Annotated in this window: 16 protein-coding genes; 8 read left to right on the forward strand and 8 right to left on the reverse strand. The window is 62.0% G+C overall.

All coding sequences use genetic code 11. The features are described 5' to 3' along the window. Positions 1 to 115: 115 nt before the first annotated feature. On the forward strand, positions 116 to 2,764 hold the full coding sequence (locus tag ACVWYF_RS22290) for a DUF5686 and carboxypeptidase regulatory-like domain-containing protein (RefSeq protein WP_457072378.1): 2,649 nt from the start codon (positions 116 to 118) through the stop codon (positions 2,762 to 2,764). 19 nt (positions 2,765 to 2,783) lie between these two features. Here the strand turns inward: ACVWYF_RS22290 and ACVWYF_RS22295 are convergent, their stop codons facing one another. From ACVWYF_RS22295 to ACVWYF_RS22320, 6 genes are all read right to left on the reverse strand, one after another. Then, the gene (locus ACVWYF_RS22295; RefSeq protein WP_457072380.1) at positions 2,784 to 3,797 is read right to left on the reverse strand and encodes a Brp/Blh family beta-carotene 15,15'-dioxygenase; all 1,014 of its coding nucleotides are present in this window, start codon (positions 3,795 to 3,797) and stop codon (positions 2,784 to 2,786) included. A 154-nt stretch (positions 3,798 to 3,951) separates the two neighbouring features. After that, positions 3,952 to 4,737, reverse strand: a complete 786-nt coding sequence (locus tag ACVWYF_RS22300; protein WP_457072382.1) for a bacteriorhodopsin — start codon at positions 4,735 to 4,737, stop codon at positions 3,952 to 3,954. Positions 4,738 to 4,965: 228 nt separating this feature from the next. After that, positions 4,966 to 6,405 carry an amidohydrolase family protein gene (locus tag ACVWYF_RS22305; RefSeq protein WP_457072384.1) on the reverse strand — a complete coding sequence of 480 codons (1,440 nt, stop codon included), beginning with the start codon at positions 6,403 to 6,405 and terminating at the stop codon, positions 4,966 to 4,968. 29 nt (positions 6,406 to 6,434) lie between these two features. Next, the gene (locus ACVWYF_RS22310; protein WP_457072386.1) at positions 6,435 to 8,432 is read right to left on the reverse strand and encodes an ATP-binding protein; all 1,998 of its coding nucleotides are present in this window, start codon (positions 8,430 to 8,432) and stop codon (positions 6,435 to 6,437) included. A gap of 464 nt (positions 8,433 to 8,896) precedes the next feature. Then, positions 8,897 to 10,369 (reverse strand): M16 family metallopeptidase, encoded by a 1,473-nt coding sequence (locus ACVWYF_RS22315; RefSeq protein ID WP_457072388.1) that lies wholly within the window; start codon positions 10,367 to 10,369, stop codon positions 8,897 to 8,899. Positions 10,370 to 10,386: 17 nt separating this feature from the next. Then, a complete protein-coding gene (locus ACVWYF_RS22320) occupies positions 10,387 to 11,835 on the reverse strand; it encodes a M16 family metallopeptidase (RefSeq protein WP_457072390.1) in 1,449 nt (482 codons plus the stop codon). A gap of 188 nt (positions 11,836 to 12,023) precedes the next feature. On the opposite strand from ACVWYF_RS22320, the gene ACVWYF_RS22325 reads away from it, so the two are divergent. Both ACVWYF_RS22325 and ACVWYF_RS22330 read left to right on the forward strand, forming a co-directional pair. After that, entirely contained in the window at positions 12,024 to 14,609 is a 2,586-nt protein-coding gene (locus tag ACVWYF_RS22325; RefSeq protein ID WP_457072392.1) for a bifunctional UDP-N-acetylmuramoyl-tripeptide:D-alanyl-D-alanine ligase/alanine racemase, read from the forward strand. A 244-nt stretch (positions 14,610 to 14,853) separates the two neighbouring features. Next, positions 14,854 to 16,284, forward strand: coding sequence for an alpha/beta hydrolase family protein (locus tag ACVWYF_RS22330; RefSeq protein WP_457072394.1), 1,431 nt, complete (start codon positions 14,854 to 14,856; stop codon positions 16,282 to 16,284). 109 nt (positions 16,285 to 16,393) lie between these two features. Here ACVWYF_RS22330 and ACVWYF_RS22335 read toward each other — a convergent pair whose 3' ends face one another. Beyond that, positions 16,394 to 17,290 carry a carboxypeptidase-like regulatory domain-containing protein gene (locus ACVWYF_RS22335; protein WP_457072396.1) on the reverse strand — a complete coding sequence of 299 codons (897 nt, stop codon included), beginning with the start codon at positions 17,288 to 17,290 and terminating at the stop codon, positions 16,394 to 16,396. Positions 17,291 to 17,592: 302 nt separating this feature from the next. Here ACVWYF_RS22335 and ACVWYF_RS22340 point away from each other — a divergent pair, with 302 nt between their 5' ends. Together ACVWYF_RS22340 and ACVWYF_RS22345 are read left to right on the forward strand one after the other, a co-directional pair. Then, entirely contained in the window at positions 17,593 to 18,210 is a 618-nt protein-coding gene (locus ACVWYF_RS22340; protein ID WP_457072398.1) for an OmpA family protein, read from the forward strand. Positions 18,211 to 18,624: 414 nt separating this feature from the next. Beyond that, entirely contained in the window at positions 18,625 to 19,932 is a 1,308-nt protein-coding gene (locus ACVWYF_RS22345; RefSeq protein WP_457072400.1) for an alpha/beta hydrolase family protein, read from the forward strand. 175 nt (positions 19,933 to 20,107) lie between these two features. On the opposite strand, the gene ACVWYF_RS22350 is transcribed toward ACVWYF_RS22345, so the two are convergent. After that, on the reverse strand, positions 20,108 to 21,007 hold the full coding sequence (locus ACVWYF_RS22350; RefSeq protein ID WP_457072402.1) for a carboxypeptidase-like regulatory domain-containing protein: 900 nt from the start codon (positions 21,005 to 21,007) through the stop codon (positions 20,108 to 20,110). A 223-nt stretch (positions 21,008 to 21,230) separates the two neighbouring features. Between ACVWYF_RS22350 and ACVWYF_RS22355 the strand changes: the two genes are divergently transcribed. From ACVWYF_RS22355 to ACVWYF_RS22365, 3 genes are all read left to right on the forward strand, one after another. Beyond that, positions 21,231 to 21,509 carry a FeoA family protein gene (locus ACVWYF_RS22355; protein WP_457072404.1) on the forward strand — a complete coding sequence of 93 codons (279 nt, stop codon included), beginning with the start codon at positions 21,231 to 21,233 and terminating at the stop codon, positions 21,507 to 21,509. 10 nt (positions 21,510 to 21,519) lie between these two features. Then, positions 21,520 to 23,688: a ferrous iron transport protein B gene (gene feoB, locus ACVWYF_RS22360; RefSeq protein WP_457072406.1), complete on the forward strand. Its 2,169-nt coding sequence runs from the start codon at positions 21,520 to 21,522 to the stop codon at positions 23,686 to 23,688. Positions 23,689 to 23,953: 265 nt separating this feature from the next. Next, positions 23,954 to 25,204 carry an efflux RND transporter periplasmic adaptor subunit gene (locus tag ACVWYF_RS22365; protein WP_457072408.1) on the forward strand — a complete coding sequence of 417 codons (1,251 nt, stop codon included), beginning with the start codon at positions 23,954 to 23,956 and terminating at the stop codon, positions 25,202 to 25,204. Positions 25,205 to 25,206: the final 2 nt, after the last annotated feature.

A 25,206-nucleotide genomic window follows, 5' to 3' on the forward strand; every position in this document is an offset into this window, starting at 1 on the left:
TTGGGCACTGTCACCGGCCGGGCTGCAAATTATCAGGCAACCTTTGAGGCCCTGGCGTGCATCAGTTGCGGGCGGGGCGTACCTTGGGGTGCCTTCTTTCTACCCGCCAATTTTTATGATGCCCTTTCCGTTGCGCTGGTTGTTTTTTTCTTTGCTGCTGAGCGGCGCGCCACTCTTCAGCCAGGCCGGCGTAATCCGGGGAACGGTGAGCGGAGCCAACAAGGCGGGCCTGGCCTTCGCCAACGTGGCCGTGCGCGGCGCCGCCACCAGCACGGGAGCCAACGAGCAGGGTCAGTTCCAACTGCGGCTGCCGGCCGGGCAGTGCGATTTGGTGTTCCAGTACGTGGGCTATAAGCAGCACATCGAGCCAGTGCGCGTGCCGGGCGGCGACTCCACGCTCACGGTCAACATCACGCTCCAGCCCGAAGCCTACAGCCTGGGCGAGGTGCTGGTGAAGTCTTCCGACCGCGACCCGGCCTACGCCATCATCCAGGAAGCGCAGCAGTGGCGCGCCTACCACAAGCGCGAGGTGGCCGCCTACCGAGCCCGCATCTACATCAAAGCCCTGGGCCGCATCACCGACACACCGGCCAAAATCATGGGCCTCTTCAAGCTGGGGCCGGACATCAAAAAGGGCATTTTTTACCTTTCCGAAAGCCTGTCCGATTTCAGCTTCACGCAGCCCAATATCGTGAAGGAAAAGATGTTGTCGAGCCGCATCAGCGGCGACTCGCGGGGCATCAGCTTCAACCGGGCCAGTGCGGGGCGCAACCTAAGTTTCTATGAAAACCTGATAAATCCCGGGTTCTCGGAGCGCGGATTTGTGTCGCCCATCGCGGGCAATGCCATGCTGTTCTACAAGTACGAGCTGGTGGGCAGCACCCCGCAGGGCGGCGTGCTGGTGCATAAAATCCGGGTGCTACCGCGCCGCCGCACGGACCCCGTTTTCTCGGGCTACATCTACATCGTGGACGGCTCGTGGCGCATTCATTCCGTCGATTTGCACTTGGATAAAGATGCCCAGCTCGACTACGTGGACGAGCTGCACCTGGCCCAGCAGTACGCGCCCGCGCCGGGCAATGCCAACGTCTGGCTCATTCAGTCGCAGCAGGTTACGGCCAATCTGTCGGGCTTGGGCTTCAAGGGCTCCGGCTACATTACGGCCGTGCTTTCCAACTACGCCAACGTGGTGCCCACCTACCCCACGCCACCCGCGCCCAAAGCCGCGCCGCCCGTGGTAGCCGAAGGCAAAAACGACACCCCCGTGGGCCAGGAAACCGCCGCCCAAATCCGTAAGCGCAAGCCCGACCTGCGCGGCCTCAACGCCCAGGTGCGCAAGAAAGTGAAGCAGGCTGAGCGCGATTCCCTCAAAAACGACATCTTCGCCCAGATGCCGCGCGGCCAGGTGCAGCTGGTGGAAAAAGGCGTGAACGAGCGCGACTCGACCTACTGGGATGCCGTGCGCCCGGTGCCCCTTACGGCCGAGGAAAAGAAGGATTACCAAGTGAAGGACAGCACCGAAGTTATCCGCCGCTCGCGCCCCTACCAGGATTCGATGGACCGCAAGCGCAACGAGTTCGAACCCATCAGCCTGCTGATGGGCGGCTACTCGCACGTCAACAGCTTCAAGAAAACGTCGTTTTACGTGCTGCCGGTGCCCCAGATTTTCCAGTACAACACTGTGGAAGGGGCCGTGCTCAACGCGCAGGCCACCTTCCGGAAGCGCACTGATGACCGCCGGAATTTCAGCATCACGCCAGTATTGCGCTACGGGTTCAGCAGCACCGAGCTGAACCCCAGCCTCGCGCTTACCTGGCAGCTGCACCCGGCCCGCCGCCAGCAAATTGGCCTGAAAGCCGGCCGCACCATCGAGAATTTCGACAAAAACTCGCAGGTTACACCGCTCATCAACACCATCTACACGCTGCTCGATAACCGCAACTACGCCAAGCTCTACCGCCGCGACGGGGCCGAGCTGAGCTACTTGACGGAACCCATGAACGGCCTCACGCTGCTCACCACCGCCGCCTACTTCGACCGCCACGAGCTGTACAACACCACCGACAAACTCATCCGCGACGTGCCCGGCCGGGCCTTCACCCCGAACCGGCCTGTGAGCGACGAGCTGCCCGATACCGGCTTTGGCCGCAGCCGCATCCTTACCGTGGCCCTCTCGGCCGATTTCAAGCCCGGCCAGCGCTACATCAGCCGGCCCGATGGCAAATTCAACCTCGGCTCGAAGTGGCCCACCTTCAACGTACAGGGCCGGCTGGCCGTGCCGCACGCGCTGGGAGCCGACGTGCGCTACCTGCTGCTGCAAGGCGGCGTGCGCGATGCCGTACCGCTGGGCCTACTGGGTACCAGCAACTTCCGGGTGAGCGTGGGCGGTTTCGTGGGCAAGCAGGAGGGCATGACCTTTGTTGACTACCGCCACTTTTCCGGCAACCAAACCATCCTGGCTGGCAATTTCAGCGAGTTTCAGCTACTCGACTATTACCGCTTCAGTACCAACAACACCTACCTCGAAGCCCACTACGACCATCACTTCAACGGCTTCATCTTCAACAAAGTCCCGCTCTTCCGCAAGCTAAAATGGCAGGAAGTCGTTTCGCTTAACTACCTCACCACCGCCCAGGCCGGCCACTACTTGGAGCTGGGCGCGGGCGTAGAACACATTCTGAAATTGCTGCGGGTTGATTTTTACACCGCTCTGCAAAGCGGGCAGCGATTGGGCACGGGGTTCCGGGTGGGCGTGGGTTTTTAGCGAACCCAAGAATCCGGAATCACTGGTTTTGCTCACTGCTCCGCCGCCATCGGGCAGCGTCCATGCCCAGGGTTACGAGCAGGGCGTGCGGCAGGGTCACGACCGAGGCGGCCAGGAGCGCCAGGCTCACCAAGACAGTTGCGCTTGCCGCCCGCGCCCAGGCCAGCCCAAACAACACTGCCAGCCCGCCCACGCTGATGAGCAGCAGCGGTGCCGAGCGCCGCAGAAAAAAGCGCAGCTCGTGCCCGAGTCCGCGCCGGACAGTAGCCTGGTGGTCCATCAGCTGGTTCATCCGCAACACGTGCCGCAGGCTGTGCCAGAACACGAAGTACACCCCCGCCGAGAGCACCGGTGGCAGCACCAGCAGCAAGGCCGTGAGCAGCAGCGTTTCCAGGGCATCGGTGCGGGCCAGGGCGGCCTGCTGCTGCCACAGGTAGCTGAGCCAGAGTATAACTAGGCCGCTGGCAACTAGCGGTAGCAGCAAGCCGGCCGCCTGCGCCACGGTGGCTGCGCGCACGGGCGCGCCCCCGGCCAGGGCCAGCAGGCCATTCACAACGCCCTGGGTTTCGGTGGGCCAGTGCCACAGCGGCACCGCAAACAGCAATGCCCCCCGCAATAGGCTGTGCGCCAGCCATTGGCTGCGGGGTAGCGCTTGAGTGGGCGCATCGGCTGAGCCCCAGTGCCAGGCCGTGAGGCCAAAAAACAACGCGACGGCCGCCGTGGGCTGCCACCACCACAGCCCGGCCACGGCCGCCGCCAGTCCCAGATAGCCCGCCAGAAACCCGGCCCAGTAGCGGGCCCGGCCCCGCGCCAGCCCTGGGTGCGTGGCCGGCACCACAAACTGGTCGCAGGCCCCGTGGGCCACGCCCAGCAGCACCATGCCGCCCAGCAGCGCTGGCCCCAGCAGCCAGGCCACCGTGCCGGGGGCCAGCCAACCGATGGCCACCGCGCCCAGCACCGCCGCGTAGGCGTAGTGCCGGGGCTTTGCCGTAACGCGCCAGGTATCGGCAATAAAAGAAGTAAGCGGTAGCATAGCAGTGGTGGGAGCATTCCCAGGCGCATGACCGAAACGGCAATCCGGCGGGCCGGTACCGCCAAAACGCTTATTCCCGCCCCGCCAAGTGCCAATGGAGAGCGGGAATAAGTAGAATGGACTCGTGGGCCCGGCCGCAGCCGGACCCGGTTGCCTACGCGGGTACCGCCGTCCGGCCGGCCGTGGGCATGGTTTCATGCACGGCCGCGGCGCTCTTGCCCGACACGGCAATGCCATATACCACCAGGCCGAAGCCGATTTTATTGATAGCATCGGCAATGTTGTAGAATAAGTCGACGCTTGAGGCTTGCCAGCCCAGGCCGGTGTTCAGCCAGCCGCCTTTCATGCACATGTAGCCGATTGGGTAAATGGCCCAGCCCACCAGCACGAACCAGCCCAGCGCCCGAATGCCCTTGATAACCGCCACATCGCCCGAGGCGCGGGCCAGCTGCGCCACCTCGCCGGCCCAGGCGGTGTACAGAATGTAGACGTAGCCCACCGTGGAAATGGTGCCCCACAGCACGGAATGGCTGGTTGAGCCATCGGCAAAGGCTTCGCCGATGTAGCCCGCCACCAGCATCAGCACCGAGGCGGCAATCAGCTTCCAGAGCAGGCCGATTTTAGCGCCGGCTGCTTTGGTGAGCAGGTAGAACTCCACGCACATCAGCGGCACGGTCAGCGTCCAGTCGATGTAGCGCAGGGCGGTGGGCGTTTGGTGCGTGGCCAGGTAGTAGTCGCGCATGTAGTAGTAATGCACGGCCGCGATGCCCGTAATCAGGGCCGATACCAGCAGGGAAAGTTTCCATTTGCCTTCCACTACGCCCCGCTCGGCGAAAAAGAACACCGAGGCAGCCAGCATGGCCATGTACCCGGTGAAAAAAGTGAAGGCAATGGGGTCATCAACCCGAATGTCGACGATGTTGGCGAGTAAAGTTGTCATGGGGCTTTAGGGTTTTGGAGGATGAGAATTGTTTAGTGTTCAGACAGTAAACATTAAACAAATGTTTATATGTTTCGCAAATAATATTTTCTAATAGTGAGATTCACTGCTTCTGCCGCGTGAGTCATGCCGGGCATAAAAAAGCCCCGCCGTGCCTGAGGCTGCTCAGGTACGGCGGGGCACAAGGCCACGTAGGTAAAGGCGGGCGGCAGCTATGCCGCGGCTACTCTAGCGGTTTTTAATCGTCCTCAGCATATTGGCCAGCGTGGCGGCCGGGTAGGCTTTACCGCGTGAAATCACGGCATCAATTTTTTTGATGTTGGCGATGTCTTCCAGCGGATTGGCGGTCAGGAGCACCAAGTCGGCATCTTTGCCGGGGGCGATGGCAACAGTTTGCTCGGCTACGCCCATGAAGCGCGCGCCATTTAGCGTGGCGGCCTGCAGCGCCTGGAGCGGCGTGAGGCCGGCTTTCACCAGCAAAATCACCTCTTCCTGGAGTGAGGCCCCGGGGTAAATAAACGAGTTGAACGGGCCGCTATCCGAGCCGGCCAGCAGCGTGACGCCGGCCGCCTGCATGGTCGGAATCAGGCTCATGAACTTGGCCTCCAGCTTCCGGCTGAAATTCTGGCTGGCCAGCGGCTGCACGCGGGCACTGGTGAGACGGCGCTGGTAGGTGGCCTGAATCTTGGGGTCGATGTATGCCAGGAGAGTATCCCGGGCGTGGTCGTTTTCGGGCAGCTCGGTCAGCGTTTTGCCGATGTAGAGCGTGGGCACGGCGGCCGTGTGATGCTTGGCCATGAGCGCGAAAATGCGGGCCGCCGCTGCCGGGCTGTAGGTGTCGTACACGGCCGGCAGCATGGCAAACAGGTCCAGCGGCTTGCTCGTGCTCAGGCTGTTGCGCACCAGCGCGGTGAGGCTGTCCTCCTTGCCCGAGCAGGCCTTGAACACGTAGTAGAGGTGCTCGGTAGCATCGAGGCCGCGCGTCACGGCGTCGCTCAGCTTCACGGAGTAGGGCATGTGGCCGGTGGTTTTCAGGCCGCGCCGCTGGGCTAGCCGAATGGTTTCGAGGTAGGCCGCGCCCGAAATCTTGCTGTCGTAAATCTTCACGTAGTCCACCTTCAGCCGCTGCAACGAATCGAGCGCCTTGCGAATTTGGGCCTTGGTTTCGACCTCCAGGGAGCCCGGCCAGTAGGCGCCCGGCCCGTCAATCTTGGGGCCGGAAGTGAAGATGCGCGGCCCGGCTAGCCGGCCCGCGTCCATGTCGCGCCGCCACTGGAAGATGCTGGGCGTGAGGTCGCCGCCCGCGTCGCGCACCGTCGTGATGCCGTGGGCCAGAAACAGCGTCAGGCTTTTTTTATTGGCGGCGGCCAAGCTGTCGCCGCCCCGAAAGTGGACGTGCATGTCCCACAGGCCGGGTATCAGGTAGCGGCCGTTGCCGTTCACGTACTGCCGGGCGGCGTAGCTGTCCTTATCGGCCAGCTGCACACTCACGATTTTGCCCTTCGCAATGGCCACCACTTGGTTGGGCGTAAGCTGGCCCGTGCGCACGTCCACAATGGTTACGTGGTTGATAACCACGTCGTAAATCTCCAGTTTGGTGGGGCGACGGGCGCAGGTGGTCAGCAGCGCGGCCGCCAGCAAACTAAAAACAACTCGGAACAATTTCATGCGGGCGGTGACAAGCGGGGCCGGCAAAGTTAGGCCGGTAAGCGCACCGTGAACCGAGTGAATTTTCCTACCTGTGTTTCGACGGTCAGCGTGCCCTGGTGGCCCTTTGTGATGATGTCGTACGCCAGCGACAGCCCCAGGCCCGTGCCGTCGCCGGCCGGCTTGGTGGTGAAGAAGGGCTGGAACACCCGCTCCACCACACCGGCCGGGATACCGAAGCCGTTGTCGTCCACCTGCACTTCCACCTCACCGCCCACGCGGCGCGTTTGCACGCTCACCTGCGGCTGAAAGCCGGGGCCGCTGGTGTGCTGGTGCTGCCGTACCGCATAAAAGGCATTGGCGAATAGGTTCAGCAACGCCCGGCCCAACTCCTGCGGCACGGCGGCTACGGTGCCCACGGCCGGGTCGAAATGGGTCTCAAGCTCCACGGCGGGCGTGAGTTGTTGGTCCGGTGCGCCCTGGTAGGCCAGGCGGAGATTGTCGGCCACCAGGGCGTTGAGGTCGGTGGGCACGGGCTGCCGGGGGCCGGGGCGGGCATGGGCCAGCATATCGGCAATGATGGACGAAGCCCGCTGCCCGTGCTGGCTGATTTCGCGCAGGTTCTGCTTCAGCCCGTTCATTATTTGCTGCTCCAGGCCTTCGGGCAGCGTAGTGCCCTCATGGTCGAGCAAGTCTGCGCTCACATCGGCAAACTTGCGCATGAAGGCCAGCGGGTTTTGCAATTCGTTGGCGATGCCGGCCGAAAGCTCCCCCACGAAAGCCCACTTCTCGGCCGCCACCAGCTGGGCCTGCACCGCGCGCACCTCGGTGAGCGCTTCGTCCAAAGAGTTGCGCTGGGCTTCAATCTGGGCGTTGCGCTCGTTTAGCAGGAGGTTGGCGCGGCGTTGGCGGCGGTTGGCCCAGCCCAGCACCAGGGCCACCGTGAGCAACACCCCCAGCAGGCTCAGCAGGCCGGCCCGCTGGTAGCTGGCGGTTTGCTGCTGTTGCAGCGCCCGCTGCCGGAGCTGCTGTTGCTGCTCGGTAAAGGCCAGCAGCTCCAGCTGCTGGAACTTCTCGGGGCCATAGAGGCTGTCACGCGCGGTCCCGGCCAGGCTTTGGTAATGAAACGCACTGTCTGGGCGGTGGCGGGCCTGGTAGAGCCGCGCCAGCAGGGCCCCCGCATCCATCACCGTGAGGCGGTACGAGACGGTTTGGGCGTTGCGCAAGGCGGCGTGGGCGTGCAGCAGGCTCGAATCGGGCTGGTGCAGCTGCTCGAACAGCAGCGCCATGTGGTAGTGCGCCATGGCCCGGTTGCGGAAGTCGTTGGCCGCCTGTGTTTCGTGCAAAGCGCGGCGGTAGTAGGCAAATGCCTCTGGGTAGTGGCCCAGGCGGGCCTGCACCATGCCCATGTTGCGCCGGGCCAGCGCCACGGCCAGCCGGGGCCGCAGGTTCTGGGCAAGAAGCGATTCGGCCCGCTGCTGCAGCACCAGCGCCGAATCGAGCCGGTTGAGCTTCTCGTAGCAGCTGCCCAGGTTGGTGAGGGTGCCCGCCACCCACGGCAGCCGGTGCAGCCGGCGGTACAGCGCCTCCGAAGCGCGGTAGTACCCAATGGCCTGCGGATACTGGCGCAGGTCGAGGCTGATGTTGCCCAGGCAATTCAGGTTGTAGGCTTCGCCTTCCGGGTCGTGGCTTTGGCGGCTTATCTGCAGCGCAATCAGCTGGTTGGCGTAGGCTTTGGGCAGTTCGCCGCGTTCGCGCAGTACCATGCCAATCATGCCCTGAGCCCGGCCGCGTCCCTTGTCAAAGTTCAGGCGGCGCGCCAGCTGCCAGGCTTGCTGGGCCAGGTACATGGTCGAATCCGGCTGCGAGGCCCGGTAGGTGCGGCCCAGCTCCAGCAGTAGCAGCACCCGGGCCGAGTCGGCCGGCGTATGCGCCAGCATGCGCCGCAGGCTATCGGTGGCCGGGTTTTGGGCGTGGGCGTAATGGCCCCAGCCAGTGAGGCACAGCCACAGAAATAGCAGCAGCAGGCGCGCGGCTGGAGCAGGCATTAGAAGAGCGGAAAGGAGGAAGCGAAAAGGAAGCAAGGCTTGCAACAACCGGGCTGGGAGAGGAACGTCGCCACGGCTTGCGCATTGCTGGTATCTACGTAAAAGCGGAGATAGTCGGCTTGCCGATTAAATCGGAAACAAAGTAATCCGCAGTATTATTTGATAAAATTTGACAGGAAACATTAATCTGTTGAAAATCAAGATATTGTCAACGCGTTTTTTCGCCCGGCTCGCAGATGTGGAGGCCAACTGGCCCGCTGGCCAGAATGAAGCCGCGCACCACGCGCTGGGTTTGGGCAAGGAATTTATCCCCACATCGGCCGAATCGGGTAAGTCGGATTGAATAAGACACGAGAAAGGCCGTTTCGAGTACTCGAAACGGCCTTTCTCGTGTCTTATTGCCAGCAACGTCATGCCAGGTGCAGCCGAAGCATGACGGATTATCTGGCCGCCGTTCTGCCGCGTTACAGCGGCTTCTTGCGCTCGGCCTGAAATTTTTTCAGCTGCGGGTCTACCTGCTTTTTATCGCCCACCACCACAATGGTCATGGCTTCGGGGCGGATGTATTTGCGGGCGGTGGCGCTCACCTGCTGGGGCGTCACGGCGTTGATGTTCTGGACCTGCTCGGTGAGGTAGCTGTCGGGCAGGCCCTGCAGGTCGAGGTTGTTGAGCTGGCCGATGATGCCGCCGGGGCTGGAGTTGCGGAGCACAAACATGCCGCTTTCGTAATTCTGAATGCCTTTGAGCTCGGCCTCGGTGGGGGGCGTTTTCTGAAGGCGCTCCACCTCATTCATTATTTCACGCAATGAATTGTAGGTGTCGGCGGTGGTTACGTCGGCGTTTTCGCTCCAGTTGCCGGTGTGGTAGTGGGTTTCCAGGTAGCTATAGGGCGAGTAGGTGTAGCCCTTGTCCTCCCGGATGTTGCGCGTAATGCGCGAACCGAACGAGCCGCCGAGCAGCGAGTTCATCACCCGCAGGCGGATGTAATCGGGATTGGTGGGGTCCACGGCCGGCAGGCCCACCACAATGGTCGACTGCGGGGCACTGGGCCGGTCCTGGGTCAGCAGGTCGCCCCTGGTCAGCGGCTTGGCCACTTCGATGAGCGGGGCCGGCCCCTTCGTAAAGTCCTTCCATGCGCTGGTAATGGCCTGGCGCAGCGCCGGCGCATCAAACAGCCCGGCCGCGTACACGCTGATGCGTTGCGCGCCGTACTGGCTTTGGTAGAAATGCTGCACCTGCTCCAGCATCAGCGCATCGAGCTGAGCATCAGTGGGCAGCGGCCGGCCGTAGGGGTGGCTGCCGTAGATGGCGGCCGAATATTGCTGCCGGGCCTGGGTGCCGGGCTGGGCACGGGCCAGGTTCATCTGCCGCTTCAGGTCGGCTTTGAGGCGGGGTAGCTCCGAGGCCGGCAGCACGGGGTTCATCACCACGTCTGCCAGCAGGGTGGCCAGCTGCGGCGCATACTCGCTCAGGCAGGAAGCCTGGAGTGTGGTTTGGTCGGCCCCGGCCGAAATAGTGAGCGCGCCGCCCATGCGGGCCACTTTCTCGGCCAGCTGGGTGGCCGTCATGGTCGTAGTGCCTTCCTGCAACAGCCGGGCCAGCAGGTCGGCCACGGCCAGCTCGTTGGGGGCCTCATGCACGTTGCCGGCCTGAATGGCCACCATCATGGTTACTTTGGGCACCTGGCCGTAGGGCACCAGCCGGGCCTTCATGCCGTTATCCAGGGTGAATTCTTCCTTGGCGGGCAGGGCAAAGTCGCGCGGGGCGCTGCCTTCGGGCGGGGCTTCTTTGGGGACAGTGGGGGCGGCGGCCACGGCCTTGGTCGCGCTGGCGGCCCGCGTAGTGGTGGGCTTGGCCGGGGCTTTCTGGGCCTGCGCGCCCGGCGCGGCGGTGGCAACGAGGGCCGCACCGAGCAGCCCGATAAATAGCTTGTTCATGGCGATAGGAGGGAAGGCTAGCTCTTAGCCAGCGGGTTGACGGTGAGGATGGTACGGTTGCCGGGGCGCAGGTATTCCCGGATGGTTTTCTGCATCAGCTCCGGCGTCACCTTGCGGAATTCGGCTTCGAGGCGGTTGATGCGCGCCGGGTCGTTATCAAACAGCGCGAACGCGGCCAGCAAATCGGCCCGCCCGAAGTTGGTCGACCCGCTCATCTGGTCATAAAAAGCCGAGCGGATTTTCACCAGTGCCAAATCCAGCGTGGCCTGGTCGATGCCCTTGGTGGTCAGCTGGTTGATTTCGTGGTCGAGCACGCCCACCACCGAGTCGGCTTGCACGGTAGGGTCAAATATCAGGTCGCCCATCCAGAGCATGGGGCCGTTGTAGTTGAACTGGTTGCCGAGGTAGTTGATGCCGCCGCTCACGTTGTCGGAGTAGCCGCGCTTCTGCACCAGCGCCTGGTAGAGGCGGCTGTCGTTGCCTTGCAGCAGAATCTGGTCCAGCATTATCATGGCGTAGTATTCGGGCGTGTTGCGCTCGGGCATGTGGTAGGCGAAGGCCAGCGCGGGCTTGGTGGCCAGCTTGTCATCCTTCGCAAACCGCTGCTCCTGCTCTTGGCGCGGCTCCGTGATGTCGGGCTTGGGCGGCTGCGGCGCGCTCGGGATGTTGCCGTAGTATTTCTGCACCCAGGCCTTGGCTTCAGCCAGCTCGAAGTCGCCCACCACGGCCAGCACGGCGTTGTTGGGGGCATAGTAGGTTTTGAAAAAGTCCTTGGTATCGGCCAGGTTGGCCGCGTCCAGGTCCTTCAGGTCGCCGTAGAAATTGTGGGCATTGTTCCAGTTCTTATTGGCCTTCTGGGGCATGTCCAGCCACGGAAAGCCGCCGTAGGGCTGGTTGAGCACATTCACGCGCACCTCGCTTTTCACCACGCCCTGCTGGTTGGTCAGGTTGCTTTGGTTGATGGCCAGGCCGCGCATCCGGTCGGCCTCAGCCCACAGCATGGTTTCGAGCTTGTTGCTGGGCACCACCTCAAAATAGTTGGTGAAATCGAACCGCGTCGAACCGTTCAGCGACCCGCCATTCTTCTGAATGAGCTGAATAAACTCCGCCTTGCCCAGGTTCTGCGAACCCTGAAACATCAGGTGCTCAAACAAATGCGCAAAGCCCGTGCGGTTGCGCGGCTCGGTGCGGAAGCCCACCGCGTAGTAGGCTGCCACGGTAGCCGTGGGCGCGGTGTGGTCGGGCGAGAGCACCACCCGCAGCCCGTTCGGCAGCGTGTAGTACTCCACCGGAATCTGGAAGGCCGGCCCGGCCGGGGCTGCCGGCGGTGCGGTCGCCACGCTGGTCGCGGCCCCGGCGGCCGGGGCCGTCACCACCGACGTGGTCTGGTGGCTGCACGCGCTCAGCACCAGCGCAGCGGCCGGCACCCATCGCAGGCCAAAGGGGAAGTTATTCAGTTGTCTCATCGGTAAAAAGGTGTGAATGTGAAGAAAGTATGTCCGATTTACACATTATTGCCGAAACCACGCGAATTCCGACTGCATAACGCCGCTCAGACGCCAGATGCGGCAACCACACGCAGGGTTGCTCCGCCGCCAGCCGGCCCCCGGGCCTTGAAAGGCCGCGCCGTTTTTTGCCGGACCTTTGCGGCATCATGCTCTTTCCCCGCTTCCTCGACCTGCCCGCCCGCGTAGCCGGCCACCTGCTGCAAGCCCCCGCCGATGCCTCCGCCGAAGTGCGCCACCTGCTGCTCGACAGCCGCCGCGTAGGCCCGCCCGCTGGGGCCGTGTTCTTCGCCCTGCGCGGCCCCAGCCACGACGGCCACCGCTACCTGCCCGACCTCTACGCCCAGGGCGTGCGCCTGTTCATCGTGGAAGAAAGCGCGACCCTGCCCGGCGGCCTGGGCGCTTATGCCGGGGCCGGCATCGTGGCCGTGGCCCGCCCGCTGGCGGCCCTGCAGGCGCTGGCCGCCGCGCACCGCGCCGGGTTCGCCGGCCCGGTCATGGGCATCACGGGTTCCAACGGCAAAACCATCGTGAAAGAGTGGCTGGCTCAGTTGCTGAGCCCCGACGAGGACATCTGCCGCTCGCCGCGCTCCTACAACTCGCAGGTGGGCGTACCGCTGAGCGTGTGGGAGTTGAACCCCGAACGCCACACGTTGGGAATTTTTGAAGCCGGCATTTCGGAGGTAGGGGAGATGGCGCATCTGGCGAAAATCATCCGGCCCACCGAAGGCATCTTCACCAACCTCGGCACGGCCCACGACGCTGGTTTTGCCTCCGAGGAGCAGAAGCTGCACGAGAAGCTGCAGCTGTTTCACGGCCCGGGTTTCCAGCGGCTGTTCTACTGTGCCGACCAGCCGCTGGTGCGCGCCACCGTGGCCGCGCAGCAACTCCCGGGCTTCTGCTGGACGCGCCTGCCAGCCCAGCCCGCCGACCTGCGCTTCACCGCCGAAGCCAGCCCCGCCCACGCCACCCGCCTGCACGCCGACTACCCCGCCACCGGCCTCCGCGCCGGGTTCACGCTGCCCTTCGCCGATGAGCCTTCCATCGAAAATGCCCTGCACTGCCTGGCCGTGCTGCTGCACCGGCAGGTAGAGCCGGCCGAGATTCAGCGCCGCCTGCTGCGCCTGCACCCGGTGGCCATGCGCCTGGAAATGAAGCTGGGCCGCCACGATTCCTACCTGCTCGACGATACTTATAACAACGACCTCGCCGGCCTGGCCCTGGCCCTCAATGCCCTGGCCCGGCAGTCGCGGCCCGGCCGCCGCACCCTCATTCTCAGCGATGTCCTGGAATCGGGCCTGAGCAGCACGGAGCTGTATGCCCGCGTGGCCGCCCTGTTGCCGGCGGCCGGCGTGAGCCGGCTGGTGGGCATCGGGGAGGAGATTTCGAGAGAATTAAAAATTAAAAATTATGAATTAAAAATTGAGACTGAAGGCACTCCATCAGGCCCCGATACGTTGACGGACCCGGCTTCATTTTTAATTCAAACCTTCCCCACCACCGAAGCTTTCCTGGCCCAGCTCAGTGCCACGGATTTTGCCCACGAAACCATTCTTATTAAAGGAGCGCGGCGCTTTGGGTTCGAGCGCATTGTGGCCGCCTTGCAGGCCCAGCAGCACGGCACGGTGCTCGAAGTCAACCTCGACGCGCTCAGCCACAACCTCCAGCACTACCGCCGCCAGCTCCAGCCGGGCACCCGGCTCATGGTCATGGTGAAGGCCTTCGCCTACGGCGCGGGCTCTTACGAAGTAGCCAGCCTGCTCGAATTCCAGCGCGCCGACTACCTCGCCGTGGCCTACGCCGACGAAGGCATCGCCCTGCGCGAAGCTGGCATCAGCCTGCCCATCATGGTGATGAACGCGGCTCCCGATGCTTTCGAAGCCCTGCGCCGCTACCGCCTGGAGCCCGAAATCTACTCCTTCGAGATGCTGGACGAATACCTCGCCACCTTCGATACTCCCACCGAAAACGCGCTGCCCGCCCCCAAAATCCACCTCAAGCTCGATACCGGCATGCGCCGCCTCGGCTTCGACGAAGCCGACCTGCCCGCCCTGGCCGCCCGCCTGCGCCAGCACGCCGCCCGCTTGCCCGTGGCTAGCATGATGACCCACCTCGCCGCCGCCGACGAGCCCGGCCACGACGATTTCACCGACGAGCAACTGGCCGCTTTCCGCCGCATGACCACAGCACTGGAGGCCGCCTTGGGCCATTCCGTGCTCAAACACGCCCTGAACTCGGCCGGCATTTTGCGTTTCCCAGCGGCGCAGTTCGACATGGTGCGCCTCGGCATCGGCCTCTACGGCGTGGATGCCAGCAACACCGCCGACCCCACCGCCCTGCGCCCCGTAAGCCAGCTGCGCACCACCATTTCCCAGATTAAAACCCTGCCCGCCGGCACCACCGTGGGCTACGGCCGCCGGGGCACCGCCGCCCCCGCCGAGCGCCGCATTGCCACGCTAGCCATTGGCTACGCCGATGGCTACGACCGCCGCTTCGGCAACGGCACGGGCACGGTGCTCATCCACGGCCAGCCGGCCCCGCTGGTGGGTTCGGTGTGCATGGACATGTGTATGGTCGACGTGACGGCGATTCCCGCCGCCCGGGCCGGCGATGTGGCCCTCATTTTTGGTGAAGGCCTGCCGCTGCCGGAGCTGGCCAACCGCATCGGCACCATCGCCTACGAGCTGCTCACCAACGTGAGCGAGCGGGTGAAACGGGTATTTGTGAGCGAATAAGCGTTGGGCTTTACCGGCCTGACGCCCCGGCCAATGAATGGGCGGAAGCCGCTGGGTTAGCCCCGTAAGCCCGCCGGATTCACCCGGCAAGACGCTTGATTCACCGCCGAAACGAGTAATTTTTTTATGCCGAGGTCCGGGCGTGTAATGTTGGCAAGGTATTTATTTTGCTACTTTACATCTGGTGTAATGCGCCCGGAATACCTTTGGGGTAGCCCAGAGCTTTGTGATGCTCTTTAGTAATATGAAAACCAATACGTTCTTTCCTCTTCGCCTCGTCAGCGGCGTCTTTTTCTGTTTGGCCCTGGCGGTTGCTGCGCACCCCAATGCTCAGGCCCAAACAGCCCCTGTGGCCGCGGCCGCGTCGGATGTGCCGCCGCTCGATGGTCTTTGGAAAGGTCCGCTGAAAGTACCCGGCGGCCAGCTCGAAGTCATTTTCCGCTTCGTGAAACTCGCCGGCGGTGAATATTTCTGCACCCTCGACGTGCCGCTCCAGAAAGTGAGCCGGATGAACGTGAAAACCGAAATCAAGGGCGACACCGTGCGCCTGTATGCCGAAGAGGCTGCCACCCGCTTTGTGGGCCGCGTCTCGGCCGATGGCAAGCAGATGGCCGGCACCTGGCAGTCGCCCGGCTTCAAAGTGCCAATGACGCTTACGTTCAGCCCCCTGCCAGCCATGAACGCCAAAAACGTGCGCCTTACGCCACCCTACCGCGAGGAGGACGCCACGTTCAGCAACCTCGCCGTGAATGCCCGCCTCAGCGGCATACTCACCATTCCGGCTGGCCCGGGGCCGTTTCCGGCCGTGGTGCTGCTCAGCGACAGCGGCCCGCACGACCGCGACGGTACCGTGGGCGACTTTGCCCCGCTGGGCCAGCTGGCCGACTACCTCACCCGGCGCGGCGTGGCCGTGCTGCGCTTCGACGACCGCGGCGTGGGCAAGTCCGGCGGCACCCCCGCCGTCACCACCGAAGACCTGGTGACCGATGCCCAAGCCGGCCTCAACTTCCTGCGCACCCGCCCCGAAATCGACCTGTCGCACTTGGGCTTGGTGGGCCACGGCGAGGGCGGCAACGTGGCCCTGCTGGCGGCGGCCCAGCCCCTGCCGCCCGCCTTTGTGGTCACGCTGGCCGCCTACGGCCTGCCCGGCCGCGACATTGTGGTGCAGCAGCAGGCCACCACGCTGCGCACCCTGGGTACCGAGACGGCTCAGATTGAAGGCGCTACCAAGCGCCAGCAGGCCATGCTCGAAATTATCCGTCAGACCACCGACAATGCCCAGGCCCAGGCCATTGTGGCCAACATGCTGAAGCAGAACAACGCCGCCATTGACAACGCCACGGCCCAGGCCAGCGCCGCCGAAATGACCTCGGCCCGTTACCGCTACTTTCTGGCATTCAATCCGGTGGAGAAGCTGCCGACCGTCAACTGCCCCGTACTGCTGCTCAACGGCACTTCCGACCTCACCATCAATGCCGATGCCAACATGACGGCCCTCACCAAAGGCCTGAAGAACAATAAGAACGTGACGGCCAAGAAGCTGGTCGGCGTCAACCACCTCTTCCAGCCCGACCCGACCAAGTGGCCTATTATCAACGGCCAGCCTCAGCCCAACTTCTCGCCCGAAGCCGAAGAAACCATCCGGGAATGGATTGTAGCCCAGTCCAAGAAATAAAGACTAACCAAGCACCGCTCTGGCCAACAAAAAAGGCCCTGCTCATCAGCAGGGCCTTTTTTGTTGGCCAGAGCGGTGCTGGCAAAAGCAGCGCTCCGTCAGTATCAGCTTACTTAATCATGTCGACCTCGGCCTTAATCATGGCGTTGTAGCGGCGGCCCTGGCCGTTGGCCAGCGTCAGCAGGTTCCAGCCCTTGCCGATGGTGTAGCTCCAGGTGCGGCTTTCCTTGTATTCGAAGGTGGGGCGCATAATCTGGCCGTAGGGCGTGTAGTTGTCCATGAAGTTGGTGGTGTAGAACTTGTCACCGCCCACAATCCACTCCATGGCTACGAAGAAGCCTTCCTCCGGGGCCGGGATGTTGTAAGTGCTTAGGTCGATGGTGTACCATTCGCCGCCCCGGGCCGCCGATACCACCACGTTTTCGGTGAGCAGGTCAGTGTTGGGGGCGTTATAGTTGCCGTCGGCCTTGTAAATACGGACGCGGAACGGTTCGCGTGGGAAACCGTTCTCGCCGATGTAGAACGACACGGTCCGCACGTTGCCGAGCTTTTTCTGCTTGTCGTTCTTCACGAAGAAAGCGTACTGCGAGCCCGGCAGGCCCTGAATCATGCCCTCGCCGGGGTTGTTCGACTTCGAGCCCAGTTCCAGGTTCTTGAGGTGGCCGCCTTTCACGGTCACGTTGGACAGCTCAATTACGCGCTTTTTCAGTTCGATGATGAGGTCTTCGGTGCTGCCACGTTTGATGAACACGGCGCTGCGCTCGTAGCCGAGCGTCATCACAATCAGCGAGTCCTGGCTGGTTTTTTCCAGGCCGGCCAGCTGAAAATAGCCGTACTCGTTCGTGAGTGCCCCGGTGCCTTCTTCACGCAAACCAATGGAGGCGAACGGAACCGGGTCTTTGGTTTTGGCATCCACGACGCGGCCCGTAATGCGGTTTTCCTGCGCCCGGCTCAGCGCCGGCAAAAGCAACAGAAAGACCAGAGCGAGAAAAGGTATGCGTTTCATCATCGCCAAAAATAATTTATAATGGGTTGTAGTCTGGCAAATTTACAAATTTTGAACCACTCTGCCAGCATCCTTTATTCTTCAGGGTACGTATTGGTGCGCTATATGCAGATTTTTTTTCCCTGCGTAACAACGAGAGGCCGATTTTATTGCTGTACAACCCCATCGGACTGCGCTGGCTGGTTTAAAAGCGGGTTAGTAATAATACGATTGGCCGATAAAAAAATAAAAAAATTAACATTAATGAATGCTTTCCCGTACTGGGACCGGAATCATTTTCCAGAACTTACCTACTTCATTTCATGAAAAAGTCCTTCTTCTCTCTGCTGGCTGCTGCATCGCTATTGGCTAGCTGCGAAACCAAACATTCTGAAACCAAAGACCAACTCGGCGAAGCCGGCCAGGACACGGCCGTGATGGCCCGCGATGGGAAAACGGTGGCCGACGTGGCCAGCGACGCGGGTGCCGCCGTCGACAATGCTTGGGACATGGGCAAAGCAAAGATGGCCGACGTGAAATTCAAGGAGATTACCCTGCCCGGCGTATCGGTGCGCGGCGATAGTACTTACAACGTATACAGCATCGACGAAACCGTGCTGTTCGATACCGACAAATCCGACATCAAGCCCAGCGCGGCCGAGGCCCTGAAGCAAATCACCGGTTCCATTGGCCAGCGCTACAGCGCCAGCCAAGTGCGCGTGATGGGTTTTGCCGACTCGCGCGGTGACAAGGACTACAACAAAGACCTGAGCGAGAAGCGCGCCGAAGCCGTGAAAAACTACCTGGTAGCCAACGGCAATATTACCGCTGCCCGCGTGAGCGTGGAGCCCATGGGCGAGTCAATGCCCGCCGCCTCGAACGCCACGGCCGCCGGCCGTAAGGAAAACCGTCGCGTCGAAATCGCGGTTCGTACCAAATAGCCAGCCCCACACGCGCCCACCAGCCTCCGTGGCAAATGGCCACGAGGTACGGACTAGCAAAAAGCCCCGGCAGGATACTGCCGGGGCTTTTTGCATTAATTGAACCGCTGGATTCGGGTAAGACGAAAGGAATAGCGCGGTGTTTTGTGCCAATTTGATAATGTTCCCAATCGGAGTTATGGGAATACAGTGCAAATATTTATCTGTTATTTTGTATTGCTGTTTACAAAAATTATGGTTGCAATGGTGAGTAAATGAGTTTACTATATACGGTATACTACTGCTTATCTTTCGGGGCCATAAGCCGCGTTAAGTTTTTATAGAATGAGGAGAAGTTTACTATGCGTTTTTCTATTGTTTGGGATAACGAGTACCGTTTGGGGCCGGGCCACCGACCAAATTCCCCAGGGCCGCTTGCCCTTGGGAGGCCTGTGGAAGGGGAAGCTCCCGGTGTTGGGCGGCAACCTGGATTTGACCATCAGTGTAATTCCGCTGGCGGGCGGTAAGTATTTTGCCGCCCTCGACGTGCCCGCCCAAAAGGTGAGCCGCATGGTTACGGAAGTGACCGTACGCGGCGATTCGGTGCTGCTCTGGATGCCGGCCGCCGGCAGCCGCTACGCCGCCCTCCTCGATTCGGTGCGGCGCGAACTGAACGGGGTTTGGACGCAGGCGGGGGTGAAGTCGGCGGTGCGGCTGCTGTATTCGCCCATGCCTGCGGTCACGGGCCAGGGCACGCGCTTGGCCCCGCCCTACCGCGAAGAGGAAGTGGTGTTCAACAATCCCACCGCCCGCCTCAGTTTTGCCGGGATGCTGACCGTGCCCGCCGGCCCGGGGCCGTTCCCGGCCGTGGTGATGGTGAGCGACATCGGTGCGCAGGACCGCGACGGCACCGTGGGCAACTACCACCTGATGGGCTCGCTGGCCGACTACCTCACCCGGCGCGGCATTGCCGTGTTGCGCTACGACGACCGGGGCGTGGGCCAGAGCGGCGGCAGCACCAGCACCGCCACCACGGCCATGCTGGTGAGCGACGTGCAGGCGGCGCTGAATTTTCTGCGGGCGCGCCTGGAAATAAACATCAACCGCATTGGGGTGCTGGGGCACGGCGAAGGGGCTAACGTGGCACTGCTGGCGGCGGGCCAAACGCTGCCGCCGGCCTTTGTGGTAGCGCTGGCGGGCTATGGCCTGCCCGGCGAGCAAACCCTGCTGCAACAGTTGGTGAACGAGGAGCGCGCCAAAAAAGTGGCCCCGCTGGAAATTCAGGCTGCCTACGAGCGCAAGCGGACGATGTACGACATCATCCGGCAAACCAATCCGCCGCAGTCGCTGGCCATCGTGAGCAATATGTTGCGGCAGGACCAGCCCACGCTGGACCCCCAGGCGGCCCAGGCCGCCGCCGCCCAGCTGCTCACGCCCTGGCGGCGGTACTTTTTGTCCTTTGACCCCATTGCCGACCTCGACCAGGTGCATTGCCCCGTGCTGCTTCTCAGTGGCACCGACGATGCCGAAGCCCCCGCCGACCTACACCTGACGGCCCTGGAAAAAGAGCTGAAAAGCGTGAACCACAACGTTACGGTGAAGCGCCTGCCGGGCGTCAACCACCTGTTTCAGCCTGCCAAAACCGAGTGGATACTAATGAACGGGGAGATGAAGCCGCTGTTTTCGCCCGTAGCACAGGAAACCATCCGGGAATGGCTGGTGGGCCTAGACGTTAAAAAATAGACCGCAGATTGTAACGGATTGGACGGATTACGCCGATTCGGACGGCATTTGGCAATGTCCCCTCTCGGCTCGCTACTTACCAACAAAAAAGGTCCAGCTTGCGAGCCGGACCTTTTTTGTTGGTGCGAAAAATCAGCGTTGGAGCCGTAAATAAAGGCCGTCCGAATCTGCGGTCTTACTTAATCATGTCGACTTCGGCCTTAATCATGGCGTTGTAGCGCAGACCCTGGCTGTTGGCAGCCGTGATGAGGCTCCAGCCCTTGCCGATGGAGTAGTTCCAGGTGCGGCTTTCCTTGAACTCGAAAGTGGGACGCATAATCTGGCCGTAGGGCGTGTAGTCGTCCATAAAGTTGGTGGCGAAGAACTTATCGCCGCTCACTACCCATTCCATGGCCACGAAAAAGCCTTCTTCGGGAGCCATAATGTTATAGGGCGTGAGGTCGACAGTGTACCACTGGCCGCCTTGCGGAGCCGACACTACCACGTTTTCGGTGAGCAGGTCGGTATTGGGGGCGTTGTAGTTGCCGTCGGCCTTGTAGAGGCGCACGCGGAAGGGCTCGCGCGGGAAGCCGTTTTCGCCGATGTAGAACGACACGGTCCGCACGTTGCCGAGCCGTTTCTGTTTGTCATTCTTTACGAAGAAAGCGTACTGCGAGCCCGGCAGGCCCTGAATCATGCCCTCGCCGGGGTCGTTGGTGCGGGCACCCAGGCCAAGATTCTTCACCTTGCCGGCCTTCACCACCACGTTGCTGAGCTCGACGGCCCGCTTGGGCACCTCAATGGTGAGGTTGGGCAGGGCGGCACCCCGCTTCACAAGCACGGCCCGCCGGGCATAGCCCAGCGCCAACACGATGAGAGAATCGTCAGCATTCTTGGTGGGAGCGGGCACAATGAACTGGCCGTGCTCGTTGCTAAGGGCACCGATTTGCTCGCTTTTCAGGCCGATGGACGTGAATGGCAGCGGCTCTTTCGTGTCTTTGTCAACGATAACCCCTTTTATCTGAATTTGCTGAGCCCAACCGGAGGTTGCAGCAAAGGCTAAAAATAGTGCTATAAGCGGTAGGCGTGTAGACATAGTAAGCGGTATAGTCCGAACAAAATTACATATTCCGGTGCCGAAAGTTATCAGAAATTATTAGCAGATGCAACCGAATAATCCAAAACGCTGGCTGGAAGGGGCGTGAGGCAGACACAAAGGGATTGTTGACCATCAAAAAAAAGGCAAAGGTCCGAAAAGCATTTAGTAGCGTACCTTTGTTTGTATTCTTTCTAAATAAGGTTTAGCCCGCTCAACGCCCGTGTCATTATTTCGTCGTTCCCCGCAAAAGGTCGTCATTGGTACGGCCACCCGGCGCACTGCCAAAGACCTGCGCGTGGGCGAAACCGGCACCATCTGCTGCCTGGAAGACCCCGAAATGGCCTTGAAGCTATTGGAAATGGGCTGCGTGCCGGGCGTGCAAGTACGATTGAGTGGCCGCGCCCCCCTCGGCGACCCGCTGATGCTGGTGCTGGGCGACCAGGAATACACCCTGTCGGTGCGGGCTAGCGAGGCAGCTACTATTTTGCTGAAGGAGTAGCAGATGCGCGATGGCCGTAACAGCAAGTAGTTCAAAAACCGCAGCAATTGCCGCGCCACAGGCTGTCTCTGAGGCTGGCACCCGGCCCCTGCGCATTGCCCTCATCGGCAACCCCAACAGTGGCAAAACTTCGCTGTTTAACCAGCTCACGGGCCTCAACCAGAAGGTGGGCAACTTCCCCGGCGTGACCGTGGACCGCAAAACCGGCGTAGCCCAGCTCACCGCCACCCAGCGGGCCGAGATTATTGACCTGCCGGGCACCTACTCGCTCTACCCTAAGAGCCTGGATGAGAAGGTGATTACGGACTTGCTCTACGATAAAGCGGTCGATAACTACCCGGATTTCGTGGTGGTGACGGTGGACGCCAACAACCTGCGCCGCAGCCTGCTGCTGTTCACGCAGCTCGGCGACCTTGGGCTGCCGGCGGTGCTGGCTCTTAATATGATGGACGTGGCCGAGCGCCACGGCGTGAACATTGATTTGCCGGCACTGGAGCGCGAACTGGGAGTGCCCATTATTCCGATGAATGCCCGGAAGGGCATTGGCGTGGCCGCCCTCAAGATTGTGATGGCCCAGCGACTGGATAAGCCGCCGGTGCGCTTCTGGGAACCCGATGGCAAGGTGCTGCCACTGGTGCGCCAGATTCGCTATTACTTCAACCTGCACAACGACTACCTGGCGCTGCACTACGCTCAGCAGTACCGCCAGATTGGCTTTTTAACGGCCGAGGAAAAGGGCCACATTCAGGAGCTGACGCAGCAGGCCGGGTTTGATGCCACCGCCGCGCAGGCGGCGGAAACCATTGGCCGCTACGGGCGCATCAACGAGATTCTGCTCGAAACGGTGACGGTGGTGCGGACGGAAAAGCGCGAGCCGATAAGCAACCGGATTGACAAGGTGCTGACGCACCGGGTGGGTGGGTATCTGATTTTTCTGGCGATTCTGTTCCTGCTGTTTCAGGCCATTTTTGCCTGGGCGCAGTACCCGATGGACTGGATTGACCAAGGTATTTCGGGGCTGAGCGCGGTTATTCAGGCCAACTTTTCGGGGCCGCTGGTGCGGCTGCTGACGGAGGGCGTGCTGGCCGGGTTGGGCGGCGTGCTGGTGTTCATTCCGCAGATTGCGCTGCTGTTTGGCTTCCTGGCCGTATTGGAGGAAACGGGCTACATGGCCCGGGTTACTTTTCTGATGGACAAGCTGATGCGTCCGTTCGGGTTAAGCGGTAAGAGCGTAGTGCCCTTGATTTCGGGGCTGGCCTGCGCGGTGCCGGCCATCATGGGGGCGCGCACGATTGAGAGCTGGAAGGACCGGATGATTACGATTTTCGTGACCCCGCTCATGTCGTGTTCGGCCCGCATTCCAGTATACACGGTGCTGGTAGCGCTGGTGGTGCCGGACCAGGCCGCGTGGGGCATTTTCAACCTGCGCGGCGTGGCGCTGATGTCGTTGTACCTGCTGGGCCTGTTCTCGGCGCTGGGCTCGGCCTGGGCGTTGAAGAAGCTGCTGAAAGCGCGGGAGCGGAGCTACTTCATCATGGAGTTTCCGGTGTATCAGTGGCCGCGCTGGAAGAATGTGGCCCTCACCATCTATCAGAAGGTGAAGGCGTTCGTGTTGCAGGCGGGCCGGGTGATTATGGCCATTTCGGTGCTGCTGTGGGTGCTGGCCAGCTATGGCCCGGGCCAGCAGCAGGCCGCCGCCGAAGCACAGGTGCGCCGGGAAGCTACTGCTCGCAGCTGGGATGCGGCCGAAACCAGCCGGCAGGTAGCGTCGGCACGGCTGGAAACTTCCTACGCCGGCAAGTTTGGCCATGTCCTGGAGCCGGCCATCCGGCCGCTGGGCTACGATTGGAAAATCGGCATCGCGCTACTCACATCGTTTGCGGCGCGGGAGGTATTTGTAGGCACCATTTCCACCATTTACAGCGTGGGGCAGGATGCCGATATGGGCACCCTGCAACAGAAGCTCAGTGCCGAGAAGGACGCGGCCGGGCAGCCGTTTTTCACGCCGGCGCGGGCGTTTTCGCTGCTCGTGTTTTACGTATTTGCCATGCAGTGCATGAGCACGTTGGCCGTAACGTACCGCGAGACTAAAAGCTGGCGCTGGCCGTTGGCGCAGCTCGTGTACATGACCGGGCTGGCCTACGCGGCAGCATTTGTAGTGTACCAGGTGCTGGTGTAGAGACGCATATATGCGTCTCGTCGTTGGAAGAGGTTGTTGAAATGTTGGCGGTTTGGTGTGGTTCGGGCCGTTCAACGACGAGACGCAAATATGCGTCTCTACATCATTTGTACTGTCCGGTTTGCGCGCAGGTGTTCAGAAATGGACACCTTTTTTATTGTCCAATGCGCGGGTGTTGGTTGTAATTGATTGAAAAAAAGACATTTATATCATTGGCACGCGGCTTGGCAACAGATAGGGGAACCTCCCTTCTTTCTGCACGAAAATGGACAGAGCCATTGCCAATTCTATTCAAACCCAACGCAAGCGCCGCCGCTGGCTCGCGGTAGCTGGTGCCGTGTTGCTGGCGCTGGGCGCGGTGCTGGCCTTCCGCACGGTGCTGAAGCCCAGCCTGCGGCGCGGCGATGTGCTGACCGCCCAAGTGGAAACCGGCGAGGTGGAAGCCTCGCTGACGGCGGCCGGTACCGTGATTCCGGGCCGGGAGGCGGTGCTGACCAGCCCGATTCAGAGCACCATCCGACGGGTGGCGGTGGCGGTGGGGGCGCGGGTGCGGCCCGGCGAAACCATTCTGGAACTCGATAAGGAATTGGCCAACTCGAACTTGGCTAAACTGGACGACGAGCAACTGCGCAACCAGAACAAGAACTCGCAGTTGCAACTGACGCTGGAGCGCAGCCTGACCGATTTGCGCGCCCTGGCCCAGGTGCAAGCCGTGAAAGTGCGCAGCCTGCAATCGGCGTTGCGCGACGAGCAGCAATTGCTGAAAATAGGCGGCGGCACCGCCGAGAACGTGCGCCAGGCCGAGTTGAACCTGACCGTGGCCCAGCTGGAAGCTGACCGCCTGACGCGCCAGATTCAGACGCAGCAGCGCTCGAATGTGGCCGACATGCGGGAGCTGGGTTACACCGTGTCGATGCAGCAGCGCAGCATTTCGGAGCTGGCCACCAAGCTGCGGCAGGCCAATATCAGCAGCCAGCAAGCGGGCGTGCTGACCTGGGTGAACGACAACCTCGGCACCACCGTGCAGGCCGGCGACGCGCTGGCCCGGGTGGCCGATTTGAGCAGCTTTCGGGTGCGGGCCACCATTTCGGATAGCTACGCCGATGCCCTGCACCAGGGCGACCCGGTAAAGGTCCGCATCAACGACACTGATTTGCGCGGCACGGTGGCCAGCATCAGCCCGAGCGTGGACAAGGGCGTGGTGACATTTCTGGCCCAGCTTGATAACCCGCACCACCCGGCGTTGCGCCCCAACCTGCGGGCCGACGTGTTTGTGATAACCCGCGCCCACCACGGCGTGCTGCGCGTGAAAAACGGGCCGTTTTACCAGGGCGGCAAGGAGCAGCCGGTGTTCGTGCTAACCAACGACGGGCGCGTGGTGCGCCGCACGGTGCGCTTCGGCGACAGCAATTTCGACTTCGTGCAGATTACCAGCGGCCTGCGGGCGGGCGAGGAGATTGTGGTGTCGGATATGAAGGACCATCTGGACACGCCGGAGCTAATTCTTCACGACTAGTG

This window comes from Hymenobacter sp. UYAg731 (genome assembly GCF_054061335.1).

Bases quoted from the DNA above. Each gene is read 5' to 3' on its own strand.
- ACVWYF_RS22290 (WP_457072378.1), top strand. From the start codon at position 116: ATGATGCCCTTTCCGTTGCGCTGGTTGTTTTTTTCTTTGCTGCTGAGC.
- ACVWYF_RS22295 (WP_457072380.1), bottom strand. From the start codon at position 3,797: ATGCTACCGCTTACTTCTTTTATTGCCGATACCTGGCGCGTTACGGCA.
- ACVWYF_RS22300 (WP_457072382.1), bottom strand. From the start codon at position 4,737: ATGACAACTTTACTCGCCAACATCGTCGACATTCGGGTTGATGACCCC.
- ACVWYF_RS22305 (WP_457072384.1), bottom strand. From the start codon at position 6,405: ATGAAATTGTTCCGAGTTGTTTTTAGTTTGCTGGCGGCCGCGCTGCTG.
- ACVWYF_RS22310 (WP_457072386.1), bottom strand. From the start codon at position 8,432: ATGCCTGCTCCAGCCGCGCGCCTGCTGCTGCTATTTCTGTGGCTGTGC.
- ACVWYF_RS22315 (WP_457072388.1), bottom strand. From the start codon at position 10,369: ATGAACAAGCTATTTATCGGGCTGCTCGGTGCGGCCCTCGTTGCCACC.
- ACVWYF_RS22320 (WP_457072390.1), bottom strand. From the start codon at position 11,835: ATGAGACAACTGAATAACTTCCCCTTTGGCCTGCGATGGGTGCCGGCC.
- ACVWYF_RS22325 (WP_457072392.1), top strand. From the start codon at position 12,024: ATGCTCTTTCCCCGCTTCCTCGACCTGCCCGCCCGCGTAGCCGGCCAC.
- ACVWYF_RS22330 (WP_457072394.1), top strand. From the start codon at position 14,854: ATGAAAACCAATACGTTCTTTCCTCTTCGCCTCGTCAGCGGCGTCTTT.
- ACVWYF_RS22335 (WP_457072396.1), bottom strand. From the start codon at position 17,290: ATGAAACGCATACCTTTTCTCGCTCTGGTCTTTCTGTTGCTTTTGCCG.
- ACVWYF_RS22340 (WP_457072398.1), top strand. From the start codon at position 17,593: ATGAAAAAGTCCTTCTTCTCTCTGCTGGCTGCTGCATCGCTATTGGCT.
- ACVWYF_RS22350 (WP_457072402.1), bottom strand. From the start codon at position 21,007: ATGTCTACACGCCTACCGCTTATAGCACTATTTTTAGCCTTTGCTGCA.
- feoB (WP_457072406.1), top strand. From the start codon at position 21,520: ATGGCCGTAACAGCAAGTAGTTCAAAAACCGCAGCAATTGCCGCGCCA.
- ACVWYF_RS22365 (WP_457072408.1), top strand. From the start codon at position 23,954: ATGGACAGAGCCATTGCCAATTCTATTCAAACCCAACGCAAGCGCCGC.